Source organism: Pasteuria penetrans (assembly GCF_900538055.1).
Classification (GTDB): Bacteria; Bacillota; Bacilli; order Thermoactinomycetales; family Thermoactinomycetaceae; genus Pasteuria; species Pasteuria penetrans.
Window position 1 is genome coordinate 112,063 of sequence record NZ_UZAC03000001.1, and the last position, 23,170, is coordinate 135,232.

Annotated in this window: 20 protein-coding genes and 1 tRNA gene; 8 read left to right on the plus strand and 13 right to left on the minus strand. The window is 47.7% G+C overall.

Going from position 1 to position 23,170, the window contains the following annotated elements; translation table 11 throughout:
• Nucleotides 1–808: 808 nt before the first annotated feature.
• The 6 genes from eno to PPRES148_RS12690 form a co-directional block, all read right to left on the minus strand.
• Entirely contained in the window at nt 809–2,134 is a 1,326-nt protein-coding gene (gene eno / locus PPRES148_RS00475) for a phosphopyruvate hydratase (RefSeq protein WP_246142866.1), read from the minus strand.
• A 13-nt stretch (nt 2,135–2,147) separates the two neighbouring features.
• Entirely contained in the window at nt 2,148–3,725 is a 1,578-nt protein-coding gene (gpmI, locus tag PPRES148_RS00480; RefSeq protein ID WP_149454162.1) for a 2,3-bisphosphoglycerate-independent phosphoglycerate mutase, read from the minus strand.
• Nucleotides 3,726–4,764: 1,039 nt separating this feature from the next.
• A complete protein-coding gene (gene tpiA, locus PPRES148_RS00485; RefSeq protein ID WP_187820277.1) occupies nt 4,765–5,529 on the minus strand; it encodes a triose-phosphate isomerase in 765 nt (254 codons plus the stop codon).
• Nucleotides 5,526–6,728 (minus strand): phosphoglycerate kinase, encoded by a 1,203-nt coding sequence (locus tag PPRES148_RS00490; protein ID WP_149452734.1) that lies wholly within the window; start codon nt 6,726–6,728, stop codon nt 5,526–5,528. Before PPRES148_RS00490 ends, tpiA begins: the two co-directional genes overlap by 4 nt.
• A gap of 32 nt (nt 6,729–6,760) precedes the next feature.
• Entirely contained in the window at nt 6,761–7,765 is a 1,005-nt protein-coding gene (gene gap / locus PPRES148_RS00495) for a type I glyceraldehyde-3-phosphate dehydrogenase (protein ID WP_149452735.1), read from the minus strand.
• 230 nt (nt 7,766–7,995) lie between these two features.
• Nucleotides 7,996–8,121, minus strand: coding sequence for a hypothetical protein (locus PPRES148_RS12690; protein ID WP_281289879.1), 126 nt, complete (start codon nt 8,119–8,121; stop codon nt 7,996–7,998).
• A gap of 48 nt (nt 8,122–8,169) precedes the next feature.
• On the opposite strand from PPRES148_RS12690, the gene PPRES148_RS00500 reads away from it, so the two are divergent.
• The 3 genes from PPRES148_RS00500 (at nt 8,170) to PPRES148_RS00510 (ending at nt 11,996) form a co-directional block, all read left to right on the plus strand.
• Nucleotides 8,170–8,241 (plus strand) — tRNA-Arg (locus tag PPRES148_RS00500).
• Nucleotides 8,242–8,873: 632 nt separating this feature from the next.
• A complete protein-coding gene (locus PPRES148_RS00505) occupies nt 8,874–9,308 on the plus strand; it encodes a hypothetical protein (RefSeq protein ID WP_149452736.1) in 435 nt (144 codons plus the stop codon).
• Nucleotides 9,309–9,698: 390 nt separating this feature from the next.
• Nucleotides 9,699–11,996, plus strand: a complete 2,298-nt coding sequence (locus tag PPRES148_RS00510; RefSeq protein ID WP_149452737.1) for an ABC transporter permease — start codon at nt 9,699–9,701, stop codon at nt 11,994–11,996.
• Nucleotides 11,997–12,208: 212 nt separating this feature from the next.
• Here PPRES148_RS00510 and PPRES148_RS12125 read toward each other — a convergent pair whose 3' ends face one another.
• On the minus strand, nt 12,209–12,346 hold the full coding sequence (locus PPRES148_RS12125; protein WP_223127888.1) for a hypothetical protein: 138 nt from the start codon (nt 12,344–12,346) through the stop codon (nt 12,209–12,211).
• A 562-nt stretch (nt 12,347–12,908) separates the two neighbouring features.
• On the opposite strand from PPRES148_RS12125, the gene PPRES148_RS12130 reads away from it, so the two are divergent.
• The 4 genes from PPRES148_RS12130 (at nt 12,909) to PPRES148_RS10250 (ending at nt 16,629) form a co-directional block, all read left to right on the plus strand.
• Complete coding sequence (locus tag PPRES148_RS12130) at nt 12,909–13,106, plus strand: hypothetical protein (RefSeq protein ID WP_149452738.1); 198 nt, start codon at nt 12,909–12,911, stop codon at nt 13,104–13,106.
• Nucleotides 13,107–13,501: 395 nt separating this feature from the next.
• Complete coding sequence (locus PPRES148_RS00520; RefSeq protein WP_149452739.1) at nt 13,502–13,954, plus strand: hypothetical protein; 453 nt, start codon at nt 13,502–13,504, stop codon at nt 13,952–13,954.
• A 241-nt stretch (nt 13,955–14,195) separates the two neighbouring features.
• The gene (locus PPRES148_RS00525; protein ID WP_149452740.1) at nt 14,196–16,304 is read left to right on the plus strand and encodes an FtsX-like permease family protein; all 2,109 of its coding nucleotides are present in this window, start codon (nt 14,196–14,198) and stop codon (nt 16,302–16,304) included.
• Nucleotides 16,305–16,473: 169 nt separating this feature from the next.
• Nucleotides 16,474–16,629, plus strand: a complete 156-nt coding sequence (locus tag PPRES148_RS10250; RefSeq protein WP_187820280.1) for a hypothetical protein — start codon at nt 16,474–16,476, stop codon at nt 16,627–16,629.
• Between the two features lie 64 nt (nt 16,630–16,693).
• Here the strand turns inward: PPRES148_RS10250 and PPRES148_RS00530 are convergent, their stop codons facing one another.
• Both PPRES148_RS00530 and PPRES148_RS12695 read right to left on the minus strand, forming a co-directional pair.
• Nucleotides 16,694–17,062, minus strand: coding sequence for a hypothetical protein (locus tag PPRES148_RS00530; RefSeq protein ID WP_149452741.1), 369 nt, complete (start codon nt 17,060–17,062; stop codon nt 16,694–16,696).
• Nucleotides 17,063–18,434: 1,372 nt separating this feature from the next.
• Entirely contained in the window at nt 18,435–18,557 is a 123-nt protein-coding gene (locus tag PPRES148_RS12695) for a hypothetical protein (RefSeq protein ID WP_281289880.1), read from the minus strand.
• A 1,249-nt stretch (nt 18,558–19,806) separates the two neighbouring features.
• On the opposite strand from PPRES148_RS12695, the gene PPRES148_RS00535 reads away from it, so the two are divergent.
• Nucleotides 19,807–20,001, plus strand: a complete 195-nt coding sequence (locus PPRES148_RS00535; protein WP_149452742.1) for a hypothetical protein — start codon at nt 19,807–19,809, stop codon at nt 19,999–20,001.
• A 965-nt stretch (nt 20,002–20,966) separates the two neighbouring features.
• Here the strand turns inward: PPRES148_RS00535 and spoVG are convergent.
• The 4 genes from spoVG to PPRES148_RS00560 all read right to left on the minus strand — a co-directional run bounded on the left by spoVG (nt 20,967) and on the right by PPRES148_RS00560 (nt 23,156).
• On the minus strand, nt 20,967–21,260 hold the full coding sequence (gene spoVG / locus PPRES148_RS00545) for a septation regulator SpoVG (protein ID WP_149454163.1): 294 nt from the start codon (nt 21,258–21,260) through the stop codon (nt 20,967–20,969).
• 149 nt (nt 21,261–21,409) lie between these two features.
• The gene (gene ispE, locus PPRES148_RS00550) at nt 21,410–22,291 is read right to left on the minus strand and encodes a 4-(cytidine 5'-diphospho)-2-C-methyl-D-erythritol kinase (protein ID WP_149452744.1); all 882 of its coding nucleotides are present in this window, start codon (nt 22,289–22,291) and stop codon (nt 21,410–21,412) included.
• Complete coding sequence (gene gcvH, locus PPRES148_RS00555) at nt 22,288–22,689, minus strand: glycine cleavage system protein GcvH (protein WP_425468254.1); 402 nt, start codon at nt 22,687–22,689, stop codon at nt 22,288–22,290. Before gcvH ends, ispE begins: the two co-directional genes overlap by 4 nt.
• A complete protein-coding gene (locus PPRES148_RS00560) occupies nt 22,689–23,156 on the minus strand; it encodes a TlpA family protein disulfide reductase (RefSeq protein ID WP_342779827.1) in 468 nt (155 codons plus the stop codon). Before PPRES148_RS00560 ends, gcvH begins: the two co-directional genes overlap by 1 nt.
• Between the last annotated feature and the right edge of the window lie 14 nt (nt 23,157–23,170).

Below are 23,170 nucleotides of genomic sequence, written 5' to 3' on the forward strand. Positions count from 1 at the left end.
AACCTAACCTCCATTATTTTTTCATGTAATTTTTGTCATTTGTTTCGTAGTCATGAGGGAAGCTGACGTGTGTGGGTTCAACCCTGGGTTGGAAGTCCGCCATACCATAGTCCCCGTCCTCCATTTCAACATCTACCCTGCGGGGGTACGGAGCAGGATCAATCCCCATCCGCCCTTCGTATGGCTTTTTCCCGTTGCTTTCGGTTGCGTTTTGGTCGCAAAGCCCCACCGTTAGTCGGAGGACAGCGAACCCTATTCCTTCATGGTGAGGGTGAATCGTAATCTGGACCCTCTCCGGAACATCCCCATGATACAAAATGGTAGGGGACTGGCATCTCAACCACCCCGCTCACAAAAACGTTCCTAATGGTCCCCCATGATACGGATCATCTCCTCATCCCATCCTAATCTTTAGACTGTTTTAGGTCTCGATTATGAGGATCGTACTCTGAGGTTCCAGTGATCCCCACAGATGGATTTTCCCACTGAAGTTGTCGTTTTACTGTCCTCGTCAAGAGAAAGCCCCTTCACCCCGCCCCCATTCAAGGGTTCCATCGCCACTATGGGCTGACCCAACTTTCCGTGTACGAAGTCTCAGTTATCCTTGCTTTGATTACGCTTGGCTGTTGCCTAGTAGGGCCCATATTGTGGTGCTTCATTGCAACCATGGGGGAATTTCCCCTGAAAATCTTGTTCAAACGTTCACACCTATAAGTTGTATAAAAATAATAGGAATACTTATCTACATCATGAACAATCCCCATTCATTGAGGGGAACCCCCAGAAGAAACACAAAAAAGGGCCATCCTCAACGATGGCCCTTTTTCTTTTGACCCTTTGCTTTATCCTTTGCTTTATCCTTCCTAAAGAGGAAAGCCTTTGCCCCCGCATAACAAGGAGTTCCGGCTTCCTCCTCAATCTGAAGCAGCCGGTTATACTTCGCTACCCTCTCACTCCGACAAGGAGCACCCGTCTTGATTTGTTGAGAACCACAGGCTATCACCAAATCAGCCAAAAAGGTATCCTCTGTCTCCCCGGAACGATGGGAAAAAACCGTTGCATAACGGGCCCTCTGGGCCGTCAGAACCGAATGCCACGTTTCCGTCAAGGTTCCTACCTGATTGGGTTTCACTAGCAAAGCATTCCCCACTCCCATAGCAATCCCACGTTCCAAACGCCCCCGTTGCGTAACAAAAAGATCATCACCCACCAACTGAACCACACGACCCAAATGCTTTGTAAATACCCCCCAACCTTCCCAGTCATCCTCCGCTAAACCATCTTCAATAGAAACAATAGGATAATTCTTTATCCATTCCGTATAAAGACCCATCAAATCAGACGATGAGCACTTCGTCCCCTGACTCGCTACATGATAGAAACCCTCACGATACCATTCCGTAGCAGCTACATCCAAGGCGAGTACCACATCCAAACCTGGCCGATATCCTGCCCTCTCAATAGCCTGTACAATCAACTGTAAGGCCATCTCATTGCTGGACAGATTGGGGGCAAATCCCCCCTCGTCCCCCACCCCTGTAGACAAACCCTTTTCGCGCAACAATACCCGCAGAGAATCCCGAACCCCTACACCCATACGCAAGGCCTCACGGAAAGAATCAGCCTTCAAGGGAACAACCATAAACTCTTGAACATCTACATTGTTATCAGCATGAGCACCCCCATTCAAAATATTCAACATGGGAACGGGCAGGGAAACAGGAACCAAACCACCCATATACCGCCACAAGGGCAATTGATGAGCACAAGCAGCCGCCCTCGCGGTAGCTAAGGAAACGGCCAACAAGGCATTAGCCCCCAAACGACCCTTGTTGGGAGTTCCGTCTGCCGCCAATAGAGCCGCATCTACCCTACTCTGATCCACAGCATAGAGACCTGCCACAGCGGGCCCTAGCACCTCCTCGACATGCCTCACTGCTTGTAACACACCGCGACCACCATAACGATTTTCGTCCCCATCACGCAACTCAACCGCCTCATGGGCCCCTGTAGAAGCCCCCGAGGGTACCATGGCCGCACCAACAATCCCGCCCTCCAGCCGAACCGTTGCCTCTACCGTAGGTTGCCCACGTGAATCCAATATCTCCCGTGCACTCACTGATTGAATACGCAATGGATTTCCTCCCTTAAGATCTATCTTCCTTTTCCCCATGGGCGGGTTCATCCAAGAGGGAACGCCCTGTCATCTCCTTCGGAACAGACAATCCTAACAAGGAAAGAATCGTGGGGGCTATGTCACATAAGGAACCACCCTCACGAACCTGCCAAGCCCCATGGGTGAAGCCACGACCCACAAAAATACAAGGAACAAGCGATGTCGTATGAGCCGTATGCGGTTTGCCAAAATCATCCAACATCCGTTCCGCATTACCATGATCTGCAGTCACCAACACAACCCCATCACGTACCAAGACAGACTCTACCAACTCACCCAGACACGTATCCACCGTCTCCACCGCTCTCACCGTCGGCTCTAACTTCCCTGAATGACCTACCATGTCAGGATTTGCGTAGTTCACCACCGCCCAACCAATCCCACCCTGCGACCATCGGTCGATGAATCTCGCCGTGATTTCCCCCGCCGACATCTCAGGACACAAATCATAGGTGGCCACCTTCGGAGAAGGAACCAAAATTCGCTCCTCCCCCGTAAAGGCCTGTTCCCTCCTCCCATTGAAAAACCAGGTTACATGGGGATATTTCTCTGTCTCTGCAACACGCAATTGACGCAGACCGGCCCGAGAGATGATCTCCCCCAAGGTCCGCTCCAAGGGCAAAGGGGGAAAGGCAACATGATCAGGAAAATGATCATCATACTCCGTCAAACTTACGCCATATAGGGAATGAGGATGTCCAGAACCCCGATCAAAATGTGAAAAATCCCCAGAAAGCAAGGCCCTCGATAATTGGCGTATTCGATCATTCCTAAAATTACAGAAAATTACCGTATCTCCCGTCCGAATACGGGCCTCCTCACGGCCGTCCAAAATGAACGGCATCAGAAACTCATCCGTCCTATCAAACACTAAATCCTTCCACATCGAAGGATCCGGGGACGGGTGAGCGAAAGGAGGACCCTCTCCGTATACCATAGCCCGATAGGCCTTCTCCGTTCTCCCCCATCGCTGATCGCGATCCATTGCATACATGCGGCCCATTATCGTCGACAAGGTACCCATTCCGCAGCTTTGGCACTTTCTCCCTAATTGCTCCAAGTACTTCCCCGCACTTTGTGGTGGAACATCACGCCCGTCTAGAAAGGGATGCAGGTAGACCCTAGTCAACCCCCACTCAGCCGCCATTTCTATCAACAACAACATGTGGTCGATGTGACTATGCACCCCCCCATCCGACAGTAATCCACAAAGATGCAATCCCTTTCCTGATACACGTGTATGTTCCAGGGCAGCCTGGAGAACACTGTTGTCCGTAAAGGCACCCGAACGAACAGCTGATTGGATACGCGTTAAATCCTGTTCTATCAATCTCCCTGCACCCAACGTAAGATGCCCTACCTCGGAATTACCCATTTGACCTTCAGGCAAACCAACTACCGTACCACTGGCCCGTAAAAAGGTATGTACGTACCCTCTTTGGTAAGCGGAAAAATTGGGTGTCCTAGCCTGTTGGATCGCATTACCCTTAGGATCATCGCGTAACCCCCATCCGTCCAGAACAACGAGCACCACCGGCCTAAAATCCACTTCCATTCTCCTCCTACCCCCCGCGCAACCATCCTGGACCCCACGACAATAGAAACGGTGTGCCCCCTATCGATGCGGATGAATCCACCTCGGGCCCAAAGAAAGGCTCCGCAAGAACCCCCGATGGTTCCACCCTATCCCGCTATCACATCATAAATTTCCTAGATCAACACAATTCTTTGATGAAACACACGACACTTGGATATGTATTCGTAATCCGTCCCACAACGGAACAAACAAACCTGGAAAGCAAGGGGAGTCCCCCATCTCTGAAAAACGAATACGGGGGATTGGGGACCGGAGAAAACGCCCACCCCATAATCTTCCTTAGGATTATGGGGCGATCCTTTCACTGTGCATCCATAATAGTACAAAATTTTATTAAATATCATAATATTTATCAAATTATATTGGGAAATGAATTATAAGAAATAATGAACATCAGACTTACATCCACCCATACAATCCACATTGGGGGAAATAGGAAATTTCAGTGGGAACATAAAACACGACGGACCAACACCCCACCCCCCATCCACTCTACCCTATAAACTACCCCTTGTACAAGAAGCCCCGAAAATACCCCCAGTTATGCCCCGATGGATTCCCTACAGAAACTCCTGAATACCACACACCCCCAGGAAAATCTACGCAACACGATCGGACACACCCACAGGAAACCTTCTTTGCCTTCCCACGGTACAAAATAGGAGCTTTTCATCACCATGAATGATGGGTCAATCATAGCATCCATACAAACCAATCAGTAGAAATACCATACAGAATGCCACATGTACATAGAACCCAGTTCGTGTCATCCGTACACAATGCGAATGCAAGGGACGGTGGCAGCAACCGTCATCGCCCCAGTGATTTCCTTTCTTACCCCCTGGTACCTATACGAATATATTTTTAAAAAATTTAATCAATCAATGAGTGTGAGTAGATATAGAACAGGGTTTTGCTTGTACAACGCCCCCTACATAGGAATTCCATAGAGTTCCTATGGGGATGCCCCACGGGGCCTAGGGGCCATCCATCACGCACCCTCCCCCGCAGAGAGAACCAAACGATGGAGGAGAACGGGATCAAGACTCGCCTTACCAACAAGAACACCATTCATCCCTGCAGCGAGATATTGTTTTACATTCCCCTCCGTCACACTGCCCCCATACAAAATGCACACCTGGTCCGCCCGGGCACCTTCCCCCCATCTCTGTAAAACAGAACGTATGACACCCACCATCGTACGCGCATCGTGAGGGGAGGCGGCCTGCCCTGTGCCAATCGACCATACAGGCTCGTAAGCCAAGAGAACCCCCGTCAATTGATCCGCCGGGACGGTAGCCAAAGCCCTCTCGATCTGCTGGCTCACAACCTCCCCTGCCTTCCCTGCCAAACGCTCTTCTATTCGCTCCCCAACGCAAAGAATAGGAACCAAGCCCACGCTACGGGCAGCCGTCACCTTACGCTGTACAGCCGCATCATCCTCATTATGCTGAATACGCCGTTCGGAATGACCTATCAACACGTGGGTAACACCCACCCGACGAAGCATGGCCATACTAACATCCCCCGTATAAGCCCCCTCCGGATGCCAGTGACCGTCCTGCGCCCCCATTCCCCAGTCAACACCACGCATACACCCGGCCACGGTAGTAATAGACAGAAAAGTTGGACAAATTATAGTTGTCACATTCGCAGGTCGTTGGGGAACCTGCGAATGAAACTTCCGGCAGAATTCTTCTACCTGATCCGGTGTTTTGTTCATTTTCCAATTCGCTACCACTACGCATGATTTCACGATCCTTGACTTCCCTCCCATGATTCATCTAATATATCCCAAGCTGGAAAGGATTTCCCCGCTAATAGGGCAAGCATAGCACCGCCACCCGTGGAAAAATGATTCATAGCATTCAGATACCCCATCTGTTGAAGAGCAGCTAAGGAATCCCCGCCCCCAACGATCGTTTTCGCGGGGGTTTGTGCCATGGCGGAAGCCACAGATTTTGTACCCTCCGCAAAGGAAGGCCACTCGAAAACACCCATGGGACCATTCCAAATCACCTGACCAGCCTCCTGAATCCACCGCAAAAAGTGCCCGCGTGTCCGTGGGCCAATGTCCAACACATAATGACAATCCTCTACATCCCTTATTCCAACCACCCGCGATTCCGCTTTTTCCAAAAAGGAATCAGCTACGCATACATCCACAGGTAACTGCAACTGCTGGGGTTTTGCCATCGACAGAATGCGTTTCGCCTGCTCAATCACCCTATGGGAAGAAGGGGTGGACCGCCCCATTCTATATCCCTGTGCAGCCAGAAAAGCACAAGCCATACCGCCCCCGATGAGTAACCGATCGGCCCCATCCAGCAAATGATGGAACACCGCAATTTTATCATCTACCTTGGCCCCCCCTAGCAGGGCCACAAAGGGTCGCACAGGATTCCGAAGAGCACCATGCAGAGTATTCCATTCCTTCTCCAACAGGAAACCCGCCACAGAAGGTAGGTGGTTTGCCACACCATAATTGGAAGCATGACGGCGATGTGCTACCCCAAAGGCATCATTCACATAGAGATCGGCCAGTTGGGCCCATTGCCGGGCCAGCTCGGGATCATTTTCTGTTTCACCCGGACAAAAACGTACATTCTCTAGAAAAAGGATTCCACCAGGCCACAAGTACCGCGTGGCAGCCACAACACTCTCCCCCACCGCTTCTTGTGTGCACCCCACAGGTACCCTCAAGAGGGAGGCAACCCTCTCCGCCACGGGGGCCATGCGAAGGGAGGGCACTACCTCGCCCCGGGGACGACCCAAATGGCCCAAAACAATGGTCCTTGCCCCCTCATCCTGCAAATAATGCAGCGTAGGCAGGGAGGCAAGAATTCTTGTATCATCGGCAACCCCCCCTGTCGCCGTCAGCGGAACATTACTATCAAGCCGGCAGAGTACACGCTTCCCTCTCACCGGTGTCTGCGCCAAACTCTGTTTCGGCATGAATCCAACCTCCCCCATAACATCCACGGACCTCATCTCGTGGATAAAAACTCTAGTAGATCAATCAACCGATGAACATACCCGGATTCGTTGTCATACCAGGCCACTACATGTGCTAAGTGATCACCCACAACAGCGGTAGAAAGGGCATCTACCGTGGCGGAATGGGTATCGCCGTTGTAGTCCACCGAAACCAAGGGTTCAGTGGAATAGGCAAGGACACCCTCCGATTTCGCAGCTTCCTTCTGAAAAAGGGCATTGAGTTCATCCCTATTCGTTGGCTTAGCTAATTGAACTACAAGATCGATAATGGAAACATTGGAAACCGGAACACGGAGTGCCGAACCCTCCAGCCTCCCCGCGAGCGATGGAATGACCTCCGATATAGCGCGAGCCGCTCCCGTAGTAGTCGGAATGATCGAAAGACCCGCGGCCCGCGCACGACGTAGATCCTTGTGGGGGAGATCGAGAATCTGTTGATCATTCGTATAAGCATGAATCGTAGTCATAGAACCGCGCAAAACATCATAATAATCATGCAAAATCTTCACAACCGGAGCCAACCCATTGGTAGTACAGGACGCATTAGAGAGGACGCGATGGCGACCGGGATCATACATTCCCTCGTTTACACCCATAACTACCGTCCAATCGGCATCCCCCGTGGGTGCTGAAATGATGACACGCTCAACACCCCCCGTCAGATGTTTCATCGCGTCGGCACGTTGGGTATAACGCCCGGTGGACTCAACGACATACGCCACTTGATGCTCTCCCCAAGCCAGTTGGGCTGGGTCCGGCTGTGAGCTCACATGAACCTTGTGCCTATCATCAATCCACAAGGTGTCCCCTTCTACTCTTACCGTGGCTGTAAATTTCCCGTGAACCGAATCATATTGCAACAGATGAGCCAAAGTTGCCGCGTTCCCTAAATCATTAATCCTTGTAACCTGAAAGCGCGGATGCCCCCACAGGGCACGAAAAAAACGACGGCCAATCCGGCCGAAACCATTGATACCTACCCCCAACTTGCCCATTCTATCTTCCTCCTCCTCTAGCTGTTCCGAAACGGCGTCCCCAATTTATGTAAGGAATGCAATTTTCTATATAATAAACTTTCCCATAACCTCTGACCCCCTCCATTCTACCACAGGTTGACCTTTTTACCGACTAGTAAATACCTTATCCAAAATAGACAGTACTCTAACGGACTGTTCTCCATGGGTTGGATGCACTATAGAAGGGTTATCTGGAATTGTACCCAACCCTATGGGAAATGGCAAAAAAAACGAACAACCCTAACAATATCCAGAATCTTCCCCGCCACAATAAAACGTTCCATACCCAATGTCATTCCTGTTGATCTTCCCAATCCCGCCGCGCACAAAAACACCGATCTTGCCGTTCCCCTATGATCCGTGATACAATGGGAGCATGTTTTGCGCCTATAGCTCAGGGGATAGAGCACTGGTCTCCGGAACCAGGTGCCCAAGTTCGAATCTTGGTAGGCGCGCTTATGGATGTCGGGTCCAAAGTATGGACGACACTAGTTAGCTATTTGGACACTCCCTACCTTGTTTTTCGTTTTTGTTTCTATATTAGTATTTTAATATTCTATATATTAATAAATTACTTATATATTTTATTTAGTCTTTCTTTATAATTTATTTTTAAAGTCTTATCGAATAGGGTTGGCATCTCAGCCAACCCTATTCGACGTGAAGTTTCCCTTATTCTCTTGTTGCCCATGTTCTGATGGGCTCCTTATCATCCTCTTAGTATTCTTTTGCTGTTCCAGTTTTGCCTTCCTCCATGTAGTCCCTGTTACCCTTTCTCTTTCAATTTTTGCTGATGGTGAGCTGAGTACCAGGTTCCTGATAAAAAAATTTTAAAAAATGATTAATTTATTATTAGAAACAAAAATATGTTATTTGTGTAAATAAAGTATAATTATGCGAATTAAATAGATGTTGAATGAAAGTAATAGGTAAATCAATCCTTTTTTCCTTGGGTTGCCGATACATAGGACTATATATTACGATCTTGCTTGTAGTGGATAGTTAATTACGATCTGTAGCATTATACGGACTACGATCTTTATAACATTAATTAATAAAATTAAAACTTAGAGGAGTGGTCTACATTATGAAATTGTTTGGACAGAATAGGGAACTAGTAAAAACTGTTGCATGTGTAATGCTATCAAGTGCTGTTCTTGCTTCTTCCTTCGGACCAGTGTCAGCGCAGGAAAACGCGGGAAGATTAGAAGAGACCCCTTCCATCCCAAAGAGCATAGCAGTGGAAAAAGATATTTTGCCTGTGGAAAATGTGTCATTGCCTACTGCCAAACAAATGTCAACAGATACATTGAGTGAGATTCCTTCAATCCCGAATAGTGTGATAACAAAGGGGAATACTCCACCTGTGGAGGATGTATCGTTGCCTACTGTTGTTGATAAGGATGAAGTCCTAGAATCTTTGGAACGTTCTAAGAGATGCTGGCACATTTGTTGGGGAAAGAAAGGAAACCAAACATGCATTTGTATGGGTTCTAACCATGACCATAACTTAGGTCGTTGAGTTTCCCTAGCAGATTGAACTTAATTTCGGTGTTAGTGAAAAAAAGTAAATCAGCGCCGTATCCTATAACTTTCCATTGTGGGAGCGGATCAATGTATGCTAGAGAAATCTGCAACCGACGATATCAGGAAAAACCAGTAGAATCAGAGGGATAGCAACGGGGATCGGCGTGATCATAGGTGAGGGGGCAAGTACCGGTATAAACCTCTTAGGGAGTCCGACAAGACTGCCCTGCTTTGTGGGTTTATATCGAATGAATATTCCTATTGCAGAGGGTATCTATGGGCCCACCCCGTGACTATTTTTTATTATTTACTGTAAAAATAATAGTCCCCCGGATCTATCAAGGTACGGGGACCCATATTGTTACATTGGGGAGGTTAAGAGGTTGTGAAAGTGACATTTTTATCTTGTGTGGTTTGTATGATCCGCAGACGACCACAACCCTATCTGGGTCTGCTGTTGAATGCGATCGTTATTTCATCAGTAATTTTTGCTTATGCATCGTTTATGTTTCATCCCCAGCTACAGATGTTCAAGGATACCATGGAATCCATGTTTGAGTTCATGTTTTATGTACTCATGGCCTGTTCCTTTTTTTCCATTTTTTATTCTCTGCTCACGCTGTACAAGGGCCGACAGGAACAATTGGGAACCCTTCTGCTCCTGGGTATGGAACCCAAACAGTTGCGGATCATGCTAGCATCAGAAAGCATGTTCATAGGTTTTTGTGCTGTGATCTTCGGGGCGTTGTTGGGTGTGGTTTTGAACTTAGGATTTGAGTCCTTTACCACTACCTTCATTGAATATGCACAGTTGGATTTCCATTTTTCATGGGGCGCTCTCGGAATCACGGTGGCTTCTTCCTTGATAGTATTCCTATCGGCTTCCATAGTCATGGCTCTTTTCGTGCGAAATCAAAAGGTAATTCAACTCTTGCGGGGCAAGAGGAGGATGGACGATAAACCAGAGCCCCCAGGGGGGTCGTTGCGAGCCCTCGTGTCGTTTCTCTTTTTGGAGATTGTGTTCTCGGTTCTCTTCTTTCTACCCCTTGATACTTTTGGTAAATTCCCGGATTCTGTCAAGTTTATAGTTCCTATCGGCACGGTTCTGACTTTTGTGGGCTCCTACCTTTTCTATCGCCAGGGGAGCGTGGGCCTAGCGAAGTGGTTTCGTTGGAATCGATCCTTCTCTTGGCGAGGGATACGGCTACTGTGGATGGGGAATTTGGCGCATCGATTGCGCGATAATTCCCGTTTTTTCTGGTTTCTTTCCATGCTCCTGTTGATTCTTTTTACTTCGGTGAGCGTTGTGGTGGCCCTATTCAAGGAGGTTGATATCAAGGTTACAACGGATGGGGATACAGGGAATACCGGTATCACATTGGATACGTCGAAGTCCCCGGAAACGGAGCAGGGGATGAGGGAAGCTCCCCTGCTCATTTATCGATTCCTAGGAGGGGAGGGGGAGGGTGACTGCCGTGCACACAAAAGTTTTCAGTCGATGGATCAGATCCTCCGGGTGGATGGTGGTTTGTTGCGCGTAGATTCGAAGCCTCTGGTTCTTTTGAACCGGGAAAACCCTATCCTGTCCCGTTTTGGTTTTTCAGAAAATCGTGGACCCGGGGGTTCTGGGGACCTAAGTCCGCGGGAAGAGGCATCTGCAAAGGAGTTCAAGAAGTATGTGTCCTTAGTGGGGGAAAAGGAAAGAGCTCTGAAAGAGGGAAGTACAAAAGGCCAGAGATTCCTCGAGGAGCATTCCGAGGGAATTTACTGGTCCGAGAGAGACTACAATGAGATGATGAGAAAGTATGGGGGGGCGCCGTTGTCCCTTGCTGATGATGCCGCTGTTTTGCTGTGTCAGGCGGAGACGGGGGATTGTTCGGAGACAACCCTCAATCCATTGCCAGCGAAATTTGGCGTTAGGAAATGGGACCGTTTGACCCAGGGGAAATTGATGTTGCCACCCCTGAAGTATCACCTTCACCCTTCAGCTGATACTTTGGTGGAAGGATTTGTACCACAGTGGGTAGTGGGGAAACAGGTGTATGATCATATTTCCCGCCAATCCGATGTCAAAAAGGTGCAGGATGTTAGTTATATATCCGCGCAGGGTAAGGTGAATTCCCAAGTCCTTGGGGTGTTGTCCTCCGCTAGTATGTTGGATCGAAAGGATCCCGGTCATGTTTCCGGGGATAAGAATTCCCGTGGGGCATCGGGTCATATTGTTTATAATAGAATTTCTGAGTATAATATAAAATGGGTTATCGTTTTGGTTTTGCTTTCCCTGCTCATCATCTCTCTTGTTTTTGTTTTCATTGCCGGTAATTTTTTATTGCTTCGGATTTATAACGACATGGAGGATCAACAACAACAATTTTTTAACCTGCTGAGAATTGGTTTTTCAATGTATCAACTGCAAAGGTCTATCATTATTCAAATCGCTCTGCTTTTTTCCCTACCCTTACTGTTGGCTGTCATCCTAACGGCCGGTGCACTTTACTATCTAGTTCGTTCCCTGGAATACCTTGTCCCCTTGTCCGTGGGGCAAGAGGGCGAGATCGATGCTTTATCGCCTATGGTATCTGCTTCTGGGCAAGTCATTGTCGTATTTTTGGGTATTCAAACCATAATGTTTTTGCTGGCCTGTTTATCAGTATTGTACAAGGTAAGGAAGCGTTTCGTTTGATCGATTCTAGATAGGAACGTGTAAACATAGGGGGACCAGGAGTCCCCCCTTTTCTGTTCACTGTGTTGCAAATGTTCCGTTGGTTCTTTCTTGTTTTTTCGTGCGATATAAAAAATCTCCATTGGTTGTCCCCTGTGTGCTCTGTACTCCCACTTGTCCCGGTCCTCTATGAGGATCGTTGATTTCTGGGGGGACCCTTGTGCCCTTATCCTTCATTGTTCTGCTGTTTTCTGTACGGTTCCGTGCTCTTTTCTCTCTGCATCAATTCTTATTTGGTCCCTTATACAGCCCTCCCTCAAACGTTGGACACCTGGAACCAGGTCTTCAAAAATCCCCTCGCTCCCCTGCATCGGTTCCCTTTCGATTTCTGCTGCTGGTGATGGGTTGGGTACCAGGTTCCTGGGCCCCTTCTTTTTCGCCGTTTTTTTCCGTCCTGGTTCTGTGTATCGTGTCGTGCTCTATGAGGGATGGGGGAGGGGCCCCCGAAACCGGCAGGTGGTAAGCAGGTTTCAAACCACCCAGTGCTGCTGTTGTAAAGAGCAATGGTGGTGAACGTTCTGGGAAAAGGCAGGACGAAAGAATTCTGTCAGGTGTGAATCAGGGAGATTAGTAAAGCGAACCATTGGAGGAAAACATCGAAAGGCGCAGTTGATGTCGAAACAAGGGTATCGGACCCTATCCTTGGAACGAAGCCATGGAGGGCGAACCACCTACTGTCCTGGCGGCATCCGGTGCACAGATGGAATGAACCTGATGTAGGCCCTCATAGGGAACCACGAGAGACTGTCGCACGGACACCTGGCCTTAGCCAGGTGTAAAAAGGGCCAAGGGTATACCGAGGCCTTCCGTGAACAGAGTCGGATCAACTCATAGTAGTGAAGAAACCCTTGTAATGAGGGTGGAGCGAAGGGGTTGAATGGTCTGCCTGACCAGCCAACGTACAATCCGAAGCAAGGAGATGATCGTGGGTTAGACCCGATGGGTCTAACTGGACGCACAATCTGCGATAAGGAGATGATCGCAAGTTGGACCAGACAACATGGGATCGAAACCCGTATAGAACACAGCAGAGGAAGGTACGAAGAACGTGACACCAGACTGGTGTTTTAAATGGGGAAAATCCTATGGGATCATAAGAGCCACATAATGCGAGAGTAGTACGTGTGGTTCTGTGAGAGGGTTGACTGAGATGCCCAGCCCCAGCCCTACTCGACGACGCCCTTATGGGTCCCGTTGGGTCCCTGTTCTTAGATCATTCTTTCATCACATGAGAAAAAATTTTAAAAAATGATTAATTTATAATTAAAACAAAAAATATGTTATTTATGTAAATAAAGTATAATTATACGAATTAAATAGATGTTGAATAGAAATAATATTGAACTCAATCCTTTTTTCCTTGGGTTGCCAATACATAGTACCATATATTATGATCTTGCTTGTACCTATTTTTTACATTGATTAGGTATAATATTTTAGTATAGAAGAAGGCTTACCTTTAAGAAATGTCAAAGATAAAAATATCCAAAAAAACGTTCTCTGGAGTTGCACCACTTGTTTTAGCAACAATCGCTTTTGCATCTGGGGTCGAGGTCGCGCCCGCGTCCAGCATTGTGGAATCCACCGCAGAAGCAGTGCCAATGTCTCCAGATAGTGTATCATCGAAAGAGGTAGTACCAACGTTGCCAAACAAGAACGGACCAGAAGAAACAACACCAGTGTCCCCAGATCATGTACCACCGAAAGAGGTGGTGCCAACACTGCCAGACAAGAACGGACCAGAGATGAAGTTGCAGAGGAGGGATAAACGTTTTTGGGGTGAAACGTGTGAAACACATCGGTTGGTTGGGATGGCTATAGGAGGTATCCCTGGAATATTTACTGGTCCCGCCGGACCCTTCGTTATAGGGGCTGGAATGATTGCTGGTGGGCGAGCAGCAGAAAGATGGACGTGTTAGAACGATTGACAAACCTTTCTGTAAAGTAAAACAGGTATTTGTGCAGTAAAAGAGCCACGGTGGCTGTATTTTTGTCATATTTTGCATGCTATCCCCCCTGAAATGGTAGGACCCCCTTCAGGGGGGATTTGCTCCCACCTCAGAATTTCTGGGGTGATTTCATAGTCACCCATTAGGCCGTTCGATGCTAAGATTCTAGAGAAGTTATCTCTCGCAATTCGTATCCTTGGGGGATCAGGAAATGACGTTTTTTTGGTGTATTTGTCGCGCGATCGTACGACGACCCCAAGCCTATATCGGTTTACTATGGAGTGAGGTTACCGCACTAGCCATAGTTTTTTCCTATGCTACGCTGTTCTTTCATCCTCAGCTGCAGGTTATCAAGGAAGGAATGGAACCTCTATTCAACTTCTTGCTCATGCCTTCTATTATCATACATCTTGTTTCCGTTCCTGTTTACTACTCCCTGGTCACACTCTATAGAACCCGACAGAGGCAATTCGGTGTTTTTTTTCTTCTGGGTATGAGCTCGCGTTGTCTATGGGTTATGTTACTGCTAGAGGTTGCGATTGTAGGTTGTTGTGCTGTTGTTTTGGGCGTGCTAGTCGGTATGATGCTGAGTCCGGGTTTGTTATCCCTTGCAGAGCATACTTTGAAGTTAGCGGAGCTAAAGCTCCCCTTCTACTTTTCATGGAAAGCCCTGACCTTAACTACTACTCCCCTTCTGCTACTCATATTGGCCCCTGCATTCACACACCCCCTTATACAACGTAAAAACGTCGTCCAGTTGCTCCAAAGTGAGAGGAGGCTGGATGCTCGACCCAAACTCCCGATGAACATCTTATATTCTATAGCAGCAATTCTCTCCCTTGGATCCCTGGTTGCCATTGGTTTTTTCCTACCTGTTCCAGTAGATCCGGTTTGGGGTATATGCGTTTACTATGCCATTTTTCTACTCAGTGCGTTGAGTATGTACTCCCTTTATCGTCAAAGCAGCTTGGCTCTGTTTCATTTTTGTCGTTGGAACAAAAATTTCTCCTGGAAGAACACACGTTTACTATGGATAGGAAATATGGCTCATCGTTTTCATGATAATTCACGATTTTTCTATAATTTATCTTTCCTTGCATTGTTCTTTTTCTTTATTACAAGTATTTTCATTGCCTCTACACAATTACCTACAGGGGAAATAGTCAAAAATATGGTGGAAAACAGTCAAAGAACTGAATCCGCTTTGGTTGTTTATCGCTTGGGGAAGGAAGGGAAAATCAATCCGAATGAGAAAGGAAATTTAGAATCCATCAATCAACAACTTTTGAACAATGGCTTGATTCGTGTGGACTCTTATCCCCTGATGATAGGAGACTACGTAGATAATAAGGATGAATACCTCTCTATACAGGATGAAAAACGATGGCTCCTGCAGGCAGGCGGAAACCAAGCTACGCTGGAGGAGCATACGAGAGGATGGTTTCTCTCCCTCGAAAACTACAATGAAATGCTGAAAGCATCTGGAAAACCATTTCTATCTCTTGGTCCTAACGAAGCCGCAGCATTATGTGAGAAAGAAAACTGTCCCAATGAAGAAATCTACCTTAACCCTATCCCTGAGAAATTTGGCGTTAAGAGGGTGCGATATCTAAAACCAACGGGATTACTGGTTCCCCTCCAAAGGACACAGTACGCCCCTCAGTGGATTTTAGGAAGTCAGGTATATGCAAGGGTTTTGCAATACCCTAATGTGCAACGGTTTTGGGATGTCAATTACTTATTACCGCCCTACCATAAAATGAATCCCCGTCTCCTCAAGACACTGGTTAAAGCAAAATCAGTAGACCCAAAAAATCAGATCTTACATCGAAACGAGGAGAGTAGTAAAGCCCCCTATCCCTTCATCCACAGTGAGGTAGCCAATACTTATCAGCAAACCCTATTTGGGGTTTTCTATTTACTCTCGATTTTTCTCGGTTGCCCTACTTCCCTTATCGGTATCATGAACATGTTCTTCCTTCGTGTTTATAATGACGTAGAAAACCAGCGACGACAGTTTCAGACTTTACTACGAATTGGTGCTCCGATACATCGACTGCAAAGATCAATTAGCATACAAGTGGCCTCGCTTTTTTTCATCCCTATGTTTATATCTGGCGTGTTGGCCCTATATTGGATCTATTATATGACCAGAGCTCTAGAGTCCCATTCGCCCGCTGAAACAGGAGTGGGGAGTGCGCTGCTATCCTCTACAGGATGGACTTTCTCTATATTCCTAGTTATCCAAATTATAGTGTTTTTGCCAACACGCTCTTGGGTATTGCGCACAGTAAAAGGGGGAAATAAGAAATGCGAATAGCCTCCGTCATGTGAATTTCTGAACGAGGACTTTAGGGGAGGGGGTTGCATTCCCATCTGGTGTCCAAGATCTCCGGAAAACCTTTTCTGTCCCTCCTACACCGTTTGATGACCCGTTTCAGGGTCTCTTTTTTTAGAAGGAAGCATCTGCGAAGGAGTTTAAAAAATATGTGTCTTTAGTGGGGGGGAAAAAGAGAGCTCTGAAGGAGGGAAGTACAAAAGACCAGGGATTCCTCGAAGAGCATTCCGAGGGAGTTCACTGGTCCGGGAGAGACTACAATGAGATGATGAAAAAGTATGGGGGGGACGCCGCTATCCCTTGCTGATAATGCCGCTGTTTTACTGTGTCAGGCGGAAACGGGCCTCATCCATTGCCAGCGAAATTTGGCGTTAGGAAATGGAACCGTTTGACTCAGGGGAAATTGATGTTGCCATTCCTACTGTGTTGCAAATGTTCCATTGGTTCTTTCTTGTTTTTTCGTACGATATAAAACAGCTCCATTGATTGTCTCCTGTGTGCTCTGTTACTCCCACTTGTTCTGGTTCCTCTATGAGGATCGTTGATTTCTGGGGGACCGATCCTTGTGCCCTTATCCTTCGTTGTTCTGCTGTTTTCTGTACGGTTCTGTATTCTTTTCTCGCTGCACCGGTTCTTGTTTGGTCCCTTATACGGCCCTCCCCCAAACATTGGGCGCCTAGAACCAGGTCTTCAAAAATCCCCTCGCGGCTTTCCCCTGCATCGGTTCCCTTGATCGTCACCAATGCCCCCCTAGCCTTAAGACGGCCATTCATATGAGTAATCCCGCACCGGATGAGCAATGGGCCTATTTCTTTAGGAATTTACAAGATGCTGCTGGCGAGGACTCCCCCCCTGGGGGTATACCCCTCGAGGGATTTTGGCCATAAGGAGGGAACCTCTGGAAGCTCCCGATAGGGGGACAGCCTGCGCGGTCGCATACGATGGATGGTTACCCTTTTCTTTCATACCCATTCCGTTATTCCCTGTATGGAAAGATTGGGACGGTTCCTCTGGCATTTGTTTGCATTATTATTTTTTATTAAATTTAAAAAATTAATTCCATATGTGTACTCAACTGTGGATATTTGGTTTTCAACTGGCAACATCTTTTGGAGACCGTTTCTGCACACACCCAAGAGGTACCACCGTTATCTTGCTTGTCTTTCTATTGTACTTGTTATTTTAGTAGTGATGCAATCATTATTACAATAGAAAATATGATGATGTAGGTAAATACAGTTGTATATAGGTTGTTCTGCCCCGGGTGCTCTCTCAACCGTATCTTTTTGTTCCCAAAGTCCCCATAAGAATCCGTCAATGTCCATAAACCAAAGTTTGAATCGGGGGTTGAACGTTGCCCAAGTTGGAGGTGCAACCATGCCGGGAAAACGGAAATGGACCAAAGACCTATCCATATCAAGTAAGAAATTTCCCGAAACAAGGGGGACAAAATGACCCCGAATATACTCAATAAGTGGGAAGGAATTGCAAAAAATAGTGAAAAATGAATTATTCTTATGTTTATAAAATTATGATTCATTACAGTTGCTGTCTGGGGGCACCATTTTCTTTCCCGCTCGATTTGCCACTTGAAGAATATACACCAGCCCCAGATCCCTACTGTCAATACCCAAGGTGACTTCCATCCTGGGTAGTAAAACAACGTCAAAGACCCCAAAAACCACAGGGGACCTAAAATTAGGGGTATGTACCAACGGAACTTGGAAAACCCTTGTGCTTGGTATTCGTTTACACATTTTTCTCTGTAAGAATTCACCTGCAACATCTGGTGATAGACCCAAGACCAATGCCCCTGTTTGAGTTTTATAATATTCATTGCGGGTCTAACTACGTATCGGTAATAATTAGAACGACTCCTTTCCGAATCCCTTTCCTGAGGTGGAAGACCAGAATCTAGTAAAGAAGCTAAGGAGAATAATAAATATATGGGAAAAAGATAGGGATAATAATTATTTTCGGAAACTAATCGATAGGAAAGAGCATGAACAATCATAGCCATATGATATATTAAAACTATAAATACAAAATAAAAGATCATATTTCGACGAATGGATGACGATATTGACCCTTTCCACCCTATGGATGGCTTCATTAACTCCTTACCCCCTTCCTTTGCTCTGCGGAAAATGATCGCGAAGAACCTATTGAATAGAAATGGACACGGGAACGGGAAGCAAGGGAAAATCGAATAGGACCTCCCGTATCAACACCCAACCAAAATCATCCCAACTATAATGCACACGCTAGATCTTACCATAAAGCATTGTGAAAAGCGATTTTCTTGGCAGGTTTGATCTATGAAATTTTTGGGTAATTCTATAGGGTATATAGGACTGAAGACAAAATTTCCTTCCGTGATTTCGGAAAATTGTGGAAGAGAATTTTGGTTTTCCCCAATACAACCGCTCCTCTTCATCAAATAAACACATAATTGTTCCATAACAATATGAGACGTAGTAATGGTGCGCCAAGCTAGGTGCAGAGAAAATGAGGAAGGAGCAGGCCCTTTGAAACCGATCGATAGGTAGTAGTAGGTTCCAAACCGCCCTAGCGCAGACCACGGTAAGAGCATGAGTCGTGAACGTCTAGGGAAAATACGGAGCGTGACTCCATCCGGTGAGTGATGAGGAGATGAGCGCAAGCGAACCGGCTGAAGAGGCATTGAAACTTGCAATTCATGTCGGAACCAAGAGGGTAGGAATTGCTACCCCGGTACCAAACTAAGAAAGAGAACCTATCTACTCGTCGTGCAAATGCCTAGCAACTGATCATCGCCACACAGGGGCGAACTGGATTCGCAGTAGCTAAAAAATTCCATAATGGAGGTAGAGCAAAGGGGCCAGCTCAACCGGACTGGAGCCGGGAAGATCAAGTGGAAGACACAAGGATCACACCGATCTTGCAGTCAACACAACCATCAATGAAACCGCACTGACTAGGAACATCATACTCATTTTAAAAACGAATCGCCTCATCCATTCATCGTACCCCTTTCCATAACCTAAATTTAAAATATTTAGACAATTTTAAACGAAACAGCATGGTTCTTAACTAAATATGGAGCCTGGCGATTCAGTCCCGGGAACGAAAACCATTGAGTCCAGAATCAGGCAAAAACGCCATCCGATGACATTCCGGGCCCAAAGTTTGGATAAAAGGCCAACAATAATAACATCACGGGGAAAACCCACCTTCCGGGGACCCTCAAACCCTATGCTGTTCCTAAAACCCCATGCCGTCCTTCACGGGAGGACCGCCCAGAAAATTCAGATCGCGCCCACCACACCCGACTGTCTGCATGCTAGCACAATTGAATCGCCATGGCAAATGATAATGTACAATTTTTTCTAGAGATCCCCCATCAAATATTCGTAAGCTGGGGATTCTGAATTACAAAAACTCACGAGGGTTTTGTTTCCTGTTTTACAGACAACATCCTGTTGTGGGTGTAAATTCCTGAACGATGTTTTCAGGGGAATGTGTCCAGCAAGCTTATATAAGCGATGAAAGTTGTAATGGGCCCCCGAAAGCCGGCTGGATAGGTGGTAAGCCTCCGATCACCCAAAGGCAGCCAATGGGGAAACATTCCGATGGGGAACGGTTTAGGAAGAGGAAGACACGGAAGACGGCCTACTTACATCCAGGCGGCATGCGGTAACAAGCGGGAGAACCTCAATCTAAGCTCTTACACGAAACTTGGGAAGTCATCATCGCACGGACGCCTCCCTGACAACGGCCAGGCATAATAAAAGCCAAAGATACCCGAGGTTTTCCGTGCACGAAGTCGGATTGACCCATAGTAGCGATGGGACCCTTGTCATGAAGGTGGGGCAAAAGAGATGATGACTTACCCTGACAGGGACAGCAAAACGATAACTTCAATTGGGAAACCCACTTGAGGATACCATGGGAACCTCAGAGCAACATCTCCATAACCGCGGAGTAGGACCGAAACGGTCTGAAGATTGGGATGGGAAGGGCCGTACAATAGAAGACTATTACATACAGTTCTGTGAGAGAGCTAGCTGAGATGCCCCAGTCCTACTCGATGATTTTCCTGGAGAAGTGCCCCCTTTGGGTGTATATACATGGGTGATCCTGCCCCACCGTAGATCATAGACGATCTTGCAAGAAAATTTCCCTGGTTTCTATCCGCCTTGTTCCGTAACGATTGGGTATTGTGTTACAATGCTGGGAAGCCATCGGTCATCCAATCTCCTTATAATCTTTTATATAAATAAGAGGGATTATACAACAAGGACAGAAATATTTTCCACTACCTCTTACCATTTTTTCAACCCAAAATATATAATTACCATTATTTTGTATATAATAGTATATAATAGTATAAATGAAATATTTATTACAAAATATCGTGCTGATCTATTTTCTGAAAGAAACATGGGATGAGAGAGCAAGTACTATCAAACAATATCAATATATTTATTTAGTTTTGATTAGAAGTCGAAGAAAGAACCGCCAAATTCTGGGAACGGGATGCCCTGAGCAAGGAGGGTCGGATCGTTCCTATCCACACCATAAAAACAAATAGCCATAGCATTTTTCAACACAAAAAAGCCAGGCCTCTTCCCGCCCAGCCTTTTTCCACACCCAATCCCTTCTTCAGGCAGAGTGCTCTGCCTTCTCCTCTCCACACTGTGGTTCCACCGCATAGTATTCCTTGAGAACAGCCGCCTCGATTTGTTCCCGCGCCTCAGCACAAATGGGATGAGCAATATCACGGAACTCCCCGTCGGGCGTGCGTTTACTCGGCATGGCTACGAACTTTCCGTTCTTCCCATTGATAACGCGGATCCCATGCACGACAAAACTCCCCTCAATTGTGACCGATGCGATAGCCAACATCCTTTGCCCCTCACGATCAACCCTGCGCAAACGAACATCAGTAATTCTCACGGGAACGTCCACCACCAGTTGCTTAAGGATGTCTAATCTTACCAACTTCACGATGCAGCGGGAGGGCTTGCCCCACTGCATCGCGGCAGGGAGGACCACCTTCCTCACCCACCGCGATACAGCTTGCCCACCCCCCCCGGAAACAAAACTCACAGCGACAAAAGAGGGGCAACGAAGACCTCCCAATCCATTTCATCACACAAGAGCCTCTTCTGAATAGAGAGCGCCTGTGATTTCGTTGGGACAAAACCACAGACTGTCGGTCCACTACCGGACAACAGAACAGCATCCGCGCCCTCCCAAAGCAAACGATCCCTGAGACATGCTACCATCTCAATCGTCCCACAAACCGTCGATTCCAAGGAGTTATAAAGGAGCCGACAAACCCCAGTGTAATCCCCGGTGTGAATAGCCTGTACCAGAGCATCCATTGAGCCACTCGGGGCGAGCGGGGTAAACCCACTCGCATAACGGGCAAAAACGAACGCCGTAGGCAGACTGAGGGCCGGCTTAACCAATACGACCCATAGGGGGGCTAGAGAGGAAGTAAGCCCCACCACGCGCTCCCCCCGTCCCTCCACACGGGCCAGGCCATTGTAAACACAAAAAGGTACATCAGAGCCAATGGCAGCACCCAACAGGGCCAGCCGGGATAGGGGAATGCCTAAATCGAACAACCGATTCATCCCCCGCAACGTCGCGGCCGCATCACTCGATCCACCGGCCAAACCCGCGCCAACGGGAATTTTTTTAAAGATCTGCAAACGAACTCCGCCTACAGACGGAAAGTGTTGCTGTACCAACATCGCAGCACGGTAGGCCGTATTGCGACAGTCCTCGGGCAACCCAAGGGAAGTAGGGAAAATCTCCAGCTGAACCCCTGCATCACGCCTGGGGATCAATCGTACACGATCGTGTAACCCAACCGGTACATTGACCATTTGTAAATCATGATACCCATCCTCACGCCGCCGCAGCACCTCCAGCCAGAGGTTGAGCTTGGCTGGTGCTTCCTCCTCAACCCACTTCACGCACCCGTAACATGCTTACGATAGGAGGCGGCATCAAGCAAGGAGTCACCATCGTGATCACCGAGCGGACCCGGGAGTTCCACCTCAACAAGCCAACCCTTACCGTAAGCATCCTCATTTACAGTCCCCGGAGCAGACGCCAGGGCACCATTGACAGCAACTACCTTCCCCGTCACCGGAGAGTAGAGCTCAGATACCGTCTTGACGGACTCTACGCTCCCCAGTGGCGTACCCCTGTCCACCTGATCACCTAAACCCGGGAGCTCCACGAAAATGATATCCCCCAGTTCCGACTGGGCAAAATCCGTAATCCCAATCCGAACCCGATTCCCTTCCATACGCCTTATCCATTCATGCTCAACCGTGTACTGTAGGTCCGTAGGAAGATGCAGATCCATCAACCATCATCCCCCGTTTCCACCCCTACCTCCTTGAGCACCCGTAAGAGGGACTGCTGGAGCAACCGCAAAGCTTGTTCTCCCGCCGAACGATGACGCAACTGATGCCGGTCGTCGAAAAGATAAAAAGCAGGAACATATTCGTTGGAGAAGGCATCCACCACCGCGTGCCGATTGTCAATCCCCTGGGGATGACGAAGACACAAACTCCTAATCATACTGCGAACGGCCGGCACATGGGTATCCTCCTCCGAACGCGGCATGTGAATGCCCACCAAAGCCAGCTTGGGGTACCTCTCTCGCCAACCATTGATGGTGGGTACACCCTCTTTGCACAACTCACAACTAATCGACCAAAAATGGACCAACACGGGACATCCCTGTAGGGTGGCTAAGGAGGGAGACCCCCCTACCCATTCCTCAACACCATCCAAAGACGGAAGTGGCGCACGCAATCGCAGAGCCATTCTGCATCCCCCCA

Coding starts and splice junctions, on each gene's coding strand:
- PPRES148_RS00490 (WP_149452734.1), bottom strand. CDS start 6,728: ATGCCGAAACAGAGTTTGGCGCAGACACCGGTGAGAGGGAAGCGTGTA.
- gap (WP_149452735.1), bottom strand. CDS start 7,765: ATGGGCAAGTTGGGGGTAGGTATCAATGGTTTCGGCCGGATTGGCCGT.
- PPRES148_RS00505 (WP_149452736.1), top strand. CDS start 8,874: ATGAAATTGTTTGGACAGAATAGGGAACTAGTAAAAACTGTTGCATGT.
- PPRES148_RS12125 (WP_223127888.1), bottom strand. CDS start 12,346: ATGCAGGGGAGCGAGGGGATTTTTGAAGACCTGGTTCCAGGTGTCCAA.
- PPRES148_RS00520 (WP_149452739.1), top strand. CDS start 13,502: ATGTCAAAGATAAAAATATCCAAAAAAACGTTCTCTGGAGTTGCACCA.
- PPRES148_RS00525 (WP_149452740.1), top strand. CDS start 14,196: ATGACGTTTTTTTGGTGTATTTGTCGCGCGATCGTACGACGACCCCAA.
- PPRES148_RS00535 (WP_149452742.1), top strand. CDS start 19,807: ATGTTTTCAGGGGAATGTGTCCAGCAAGCTTATATAAGCGATGAAAGT.
- gcvH (WP_425468254.1), bottom strand. CDS start 22,689: ATGGATCTGCATCTTCCTACGGACCTACAGTACACGGTTGAGCATGAA.
- PPRES148_RS00560 (WP_342779827.1), bottom strand. CDS start 23,156: ATGGCTCTGCGATTGCGTGCGCCACTTCCGTCTTTGGATGGTGTTGAG.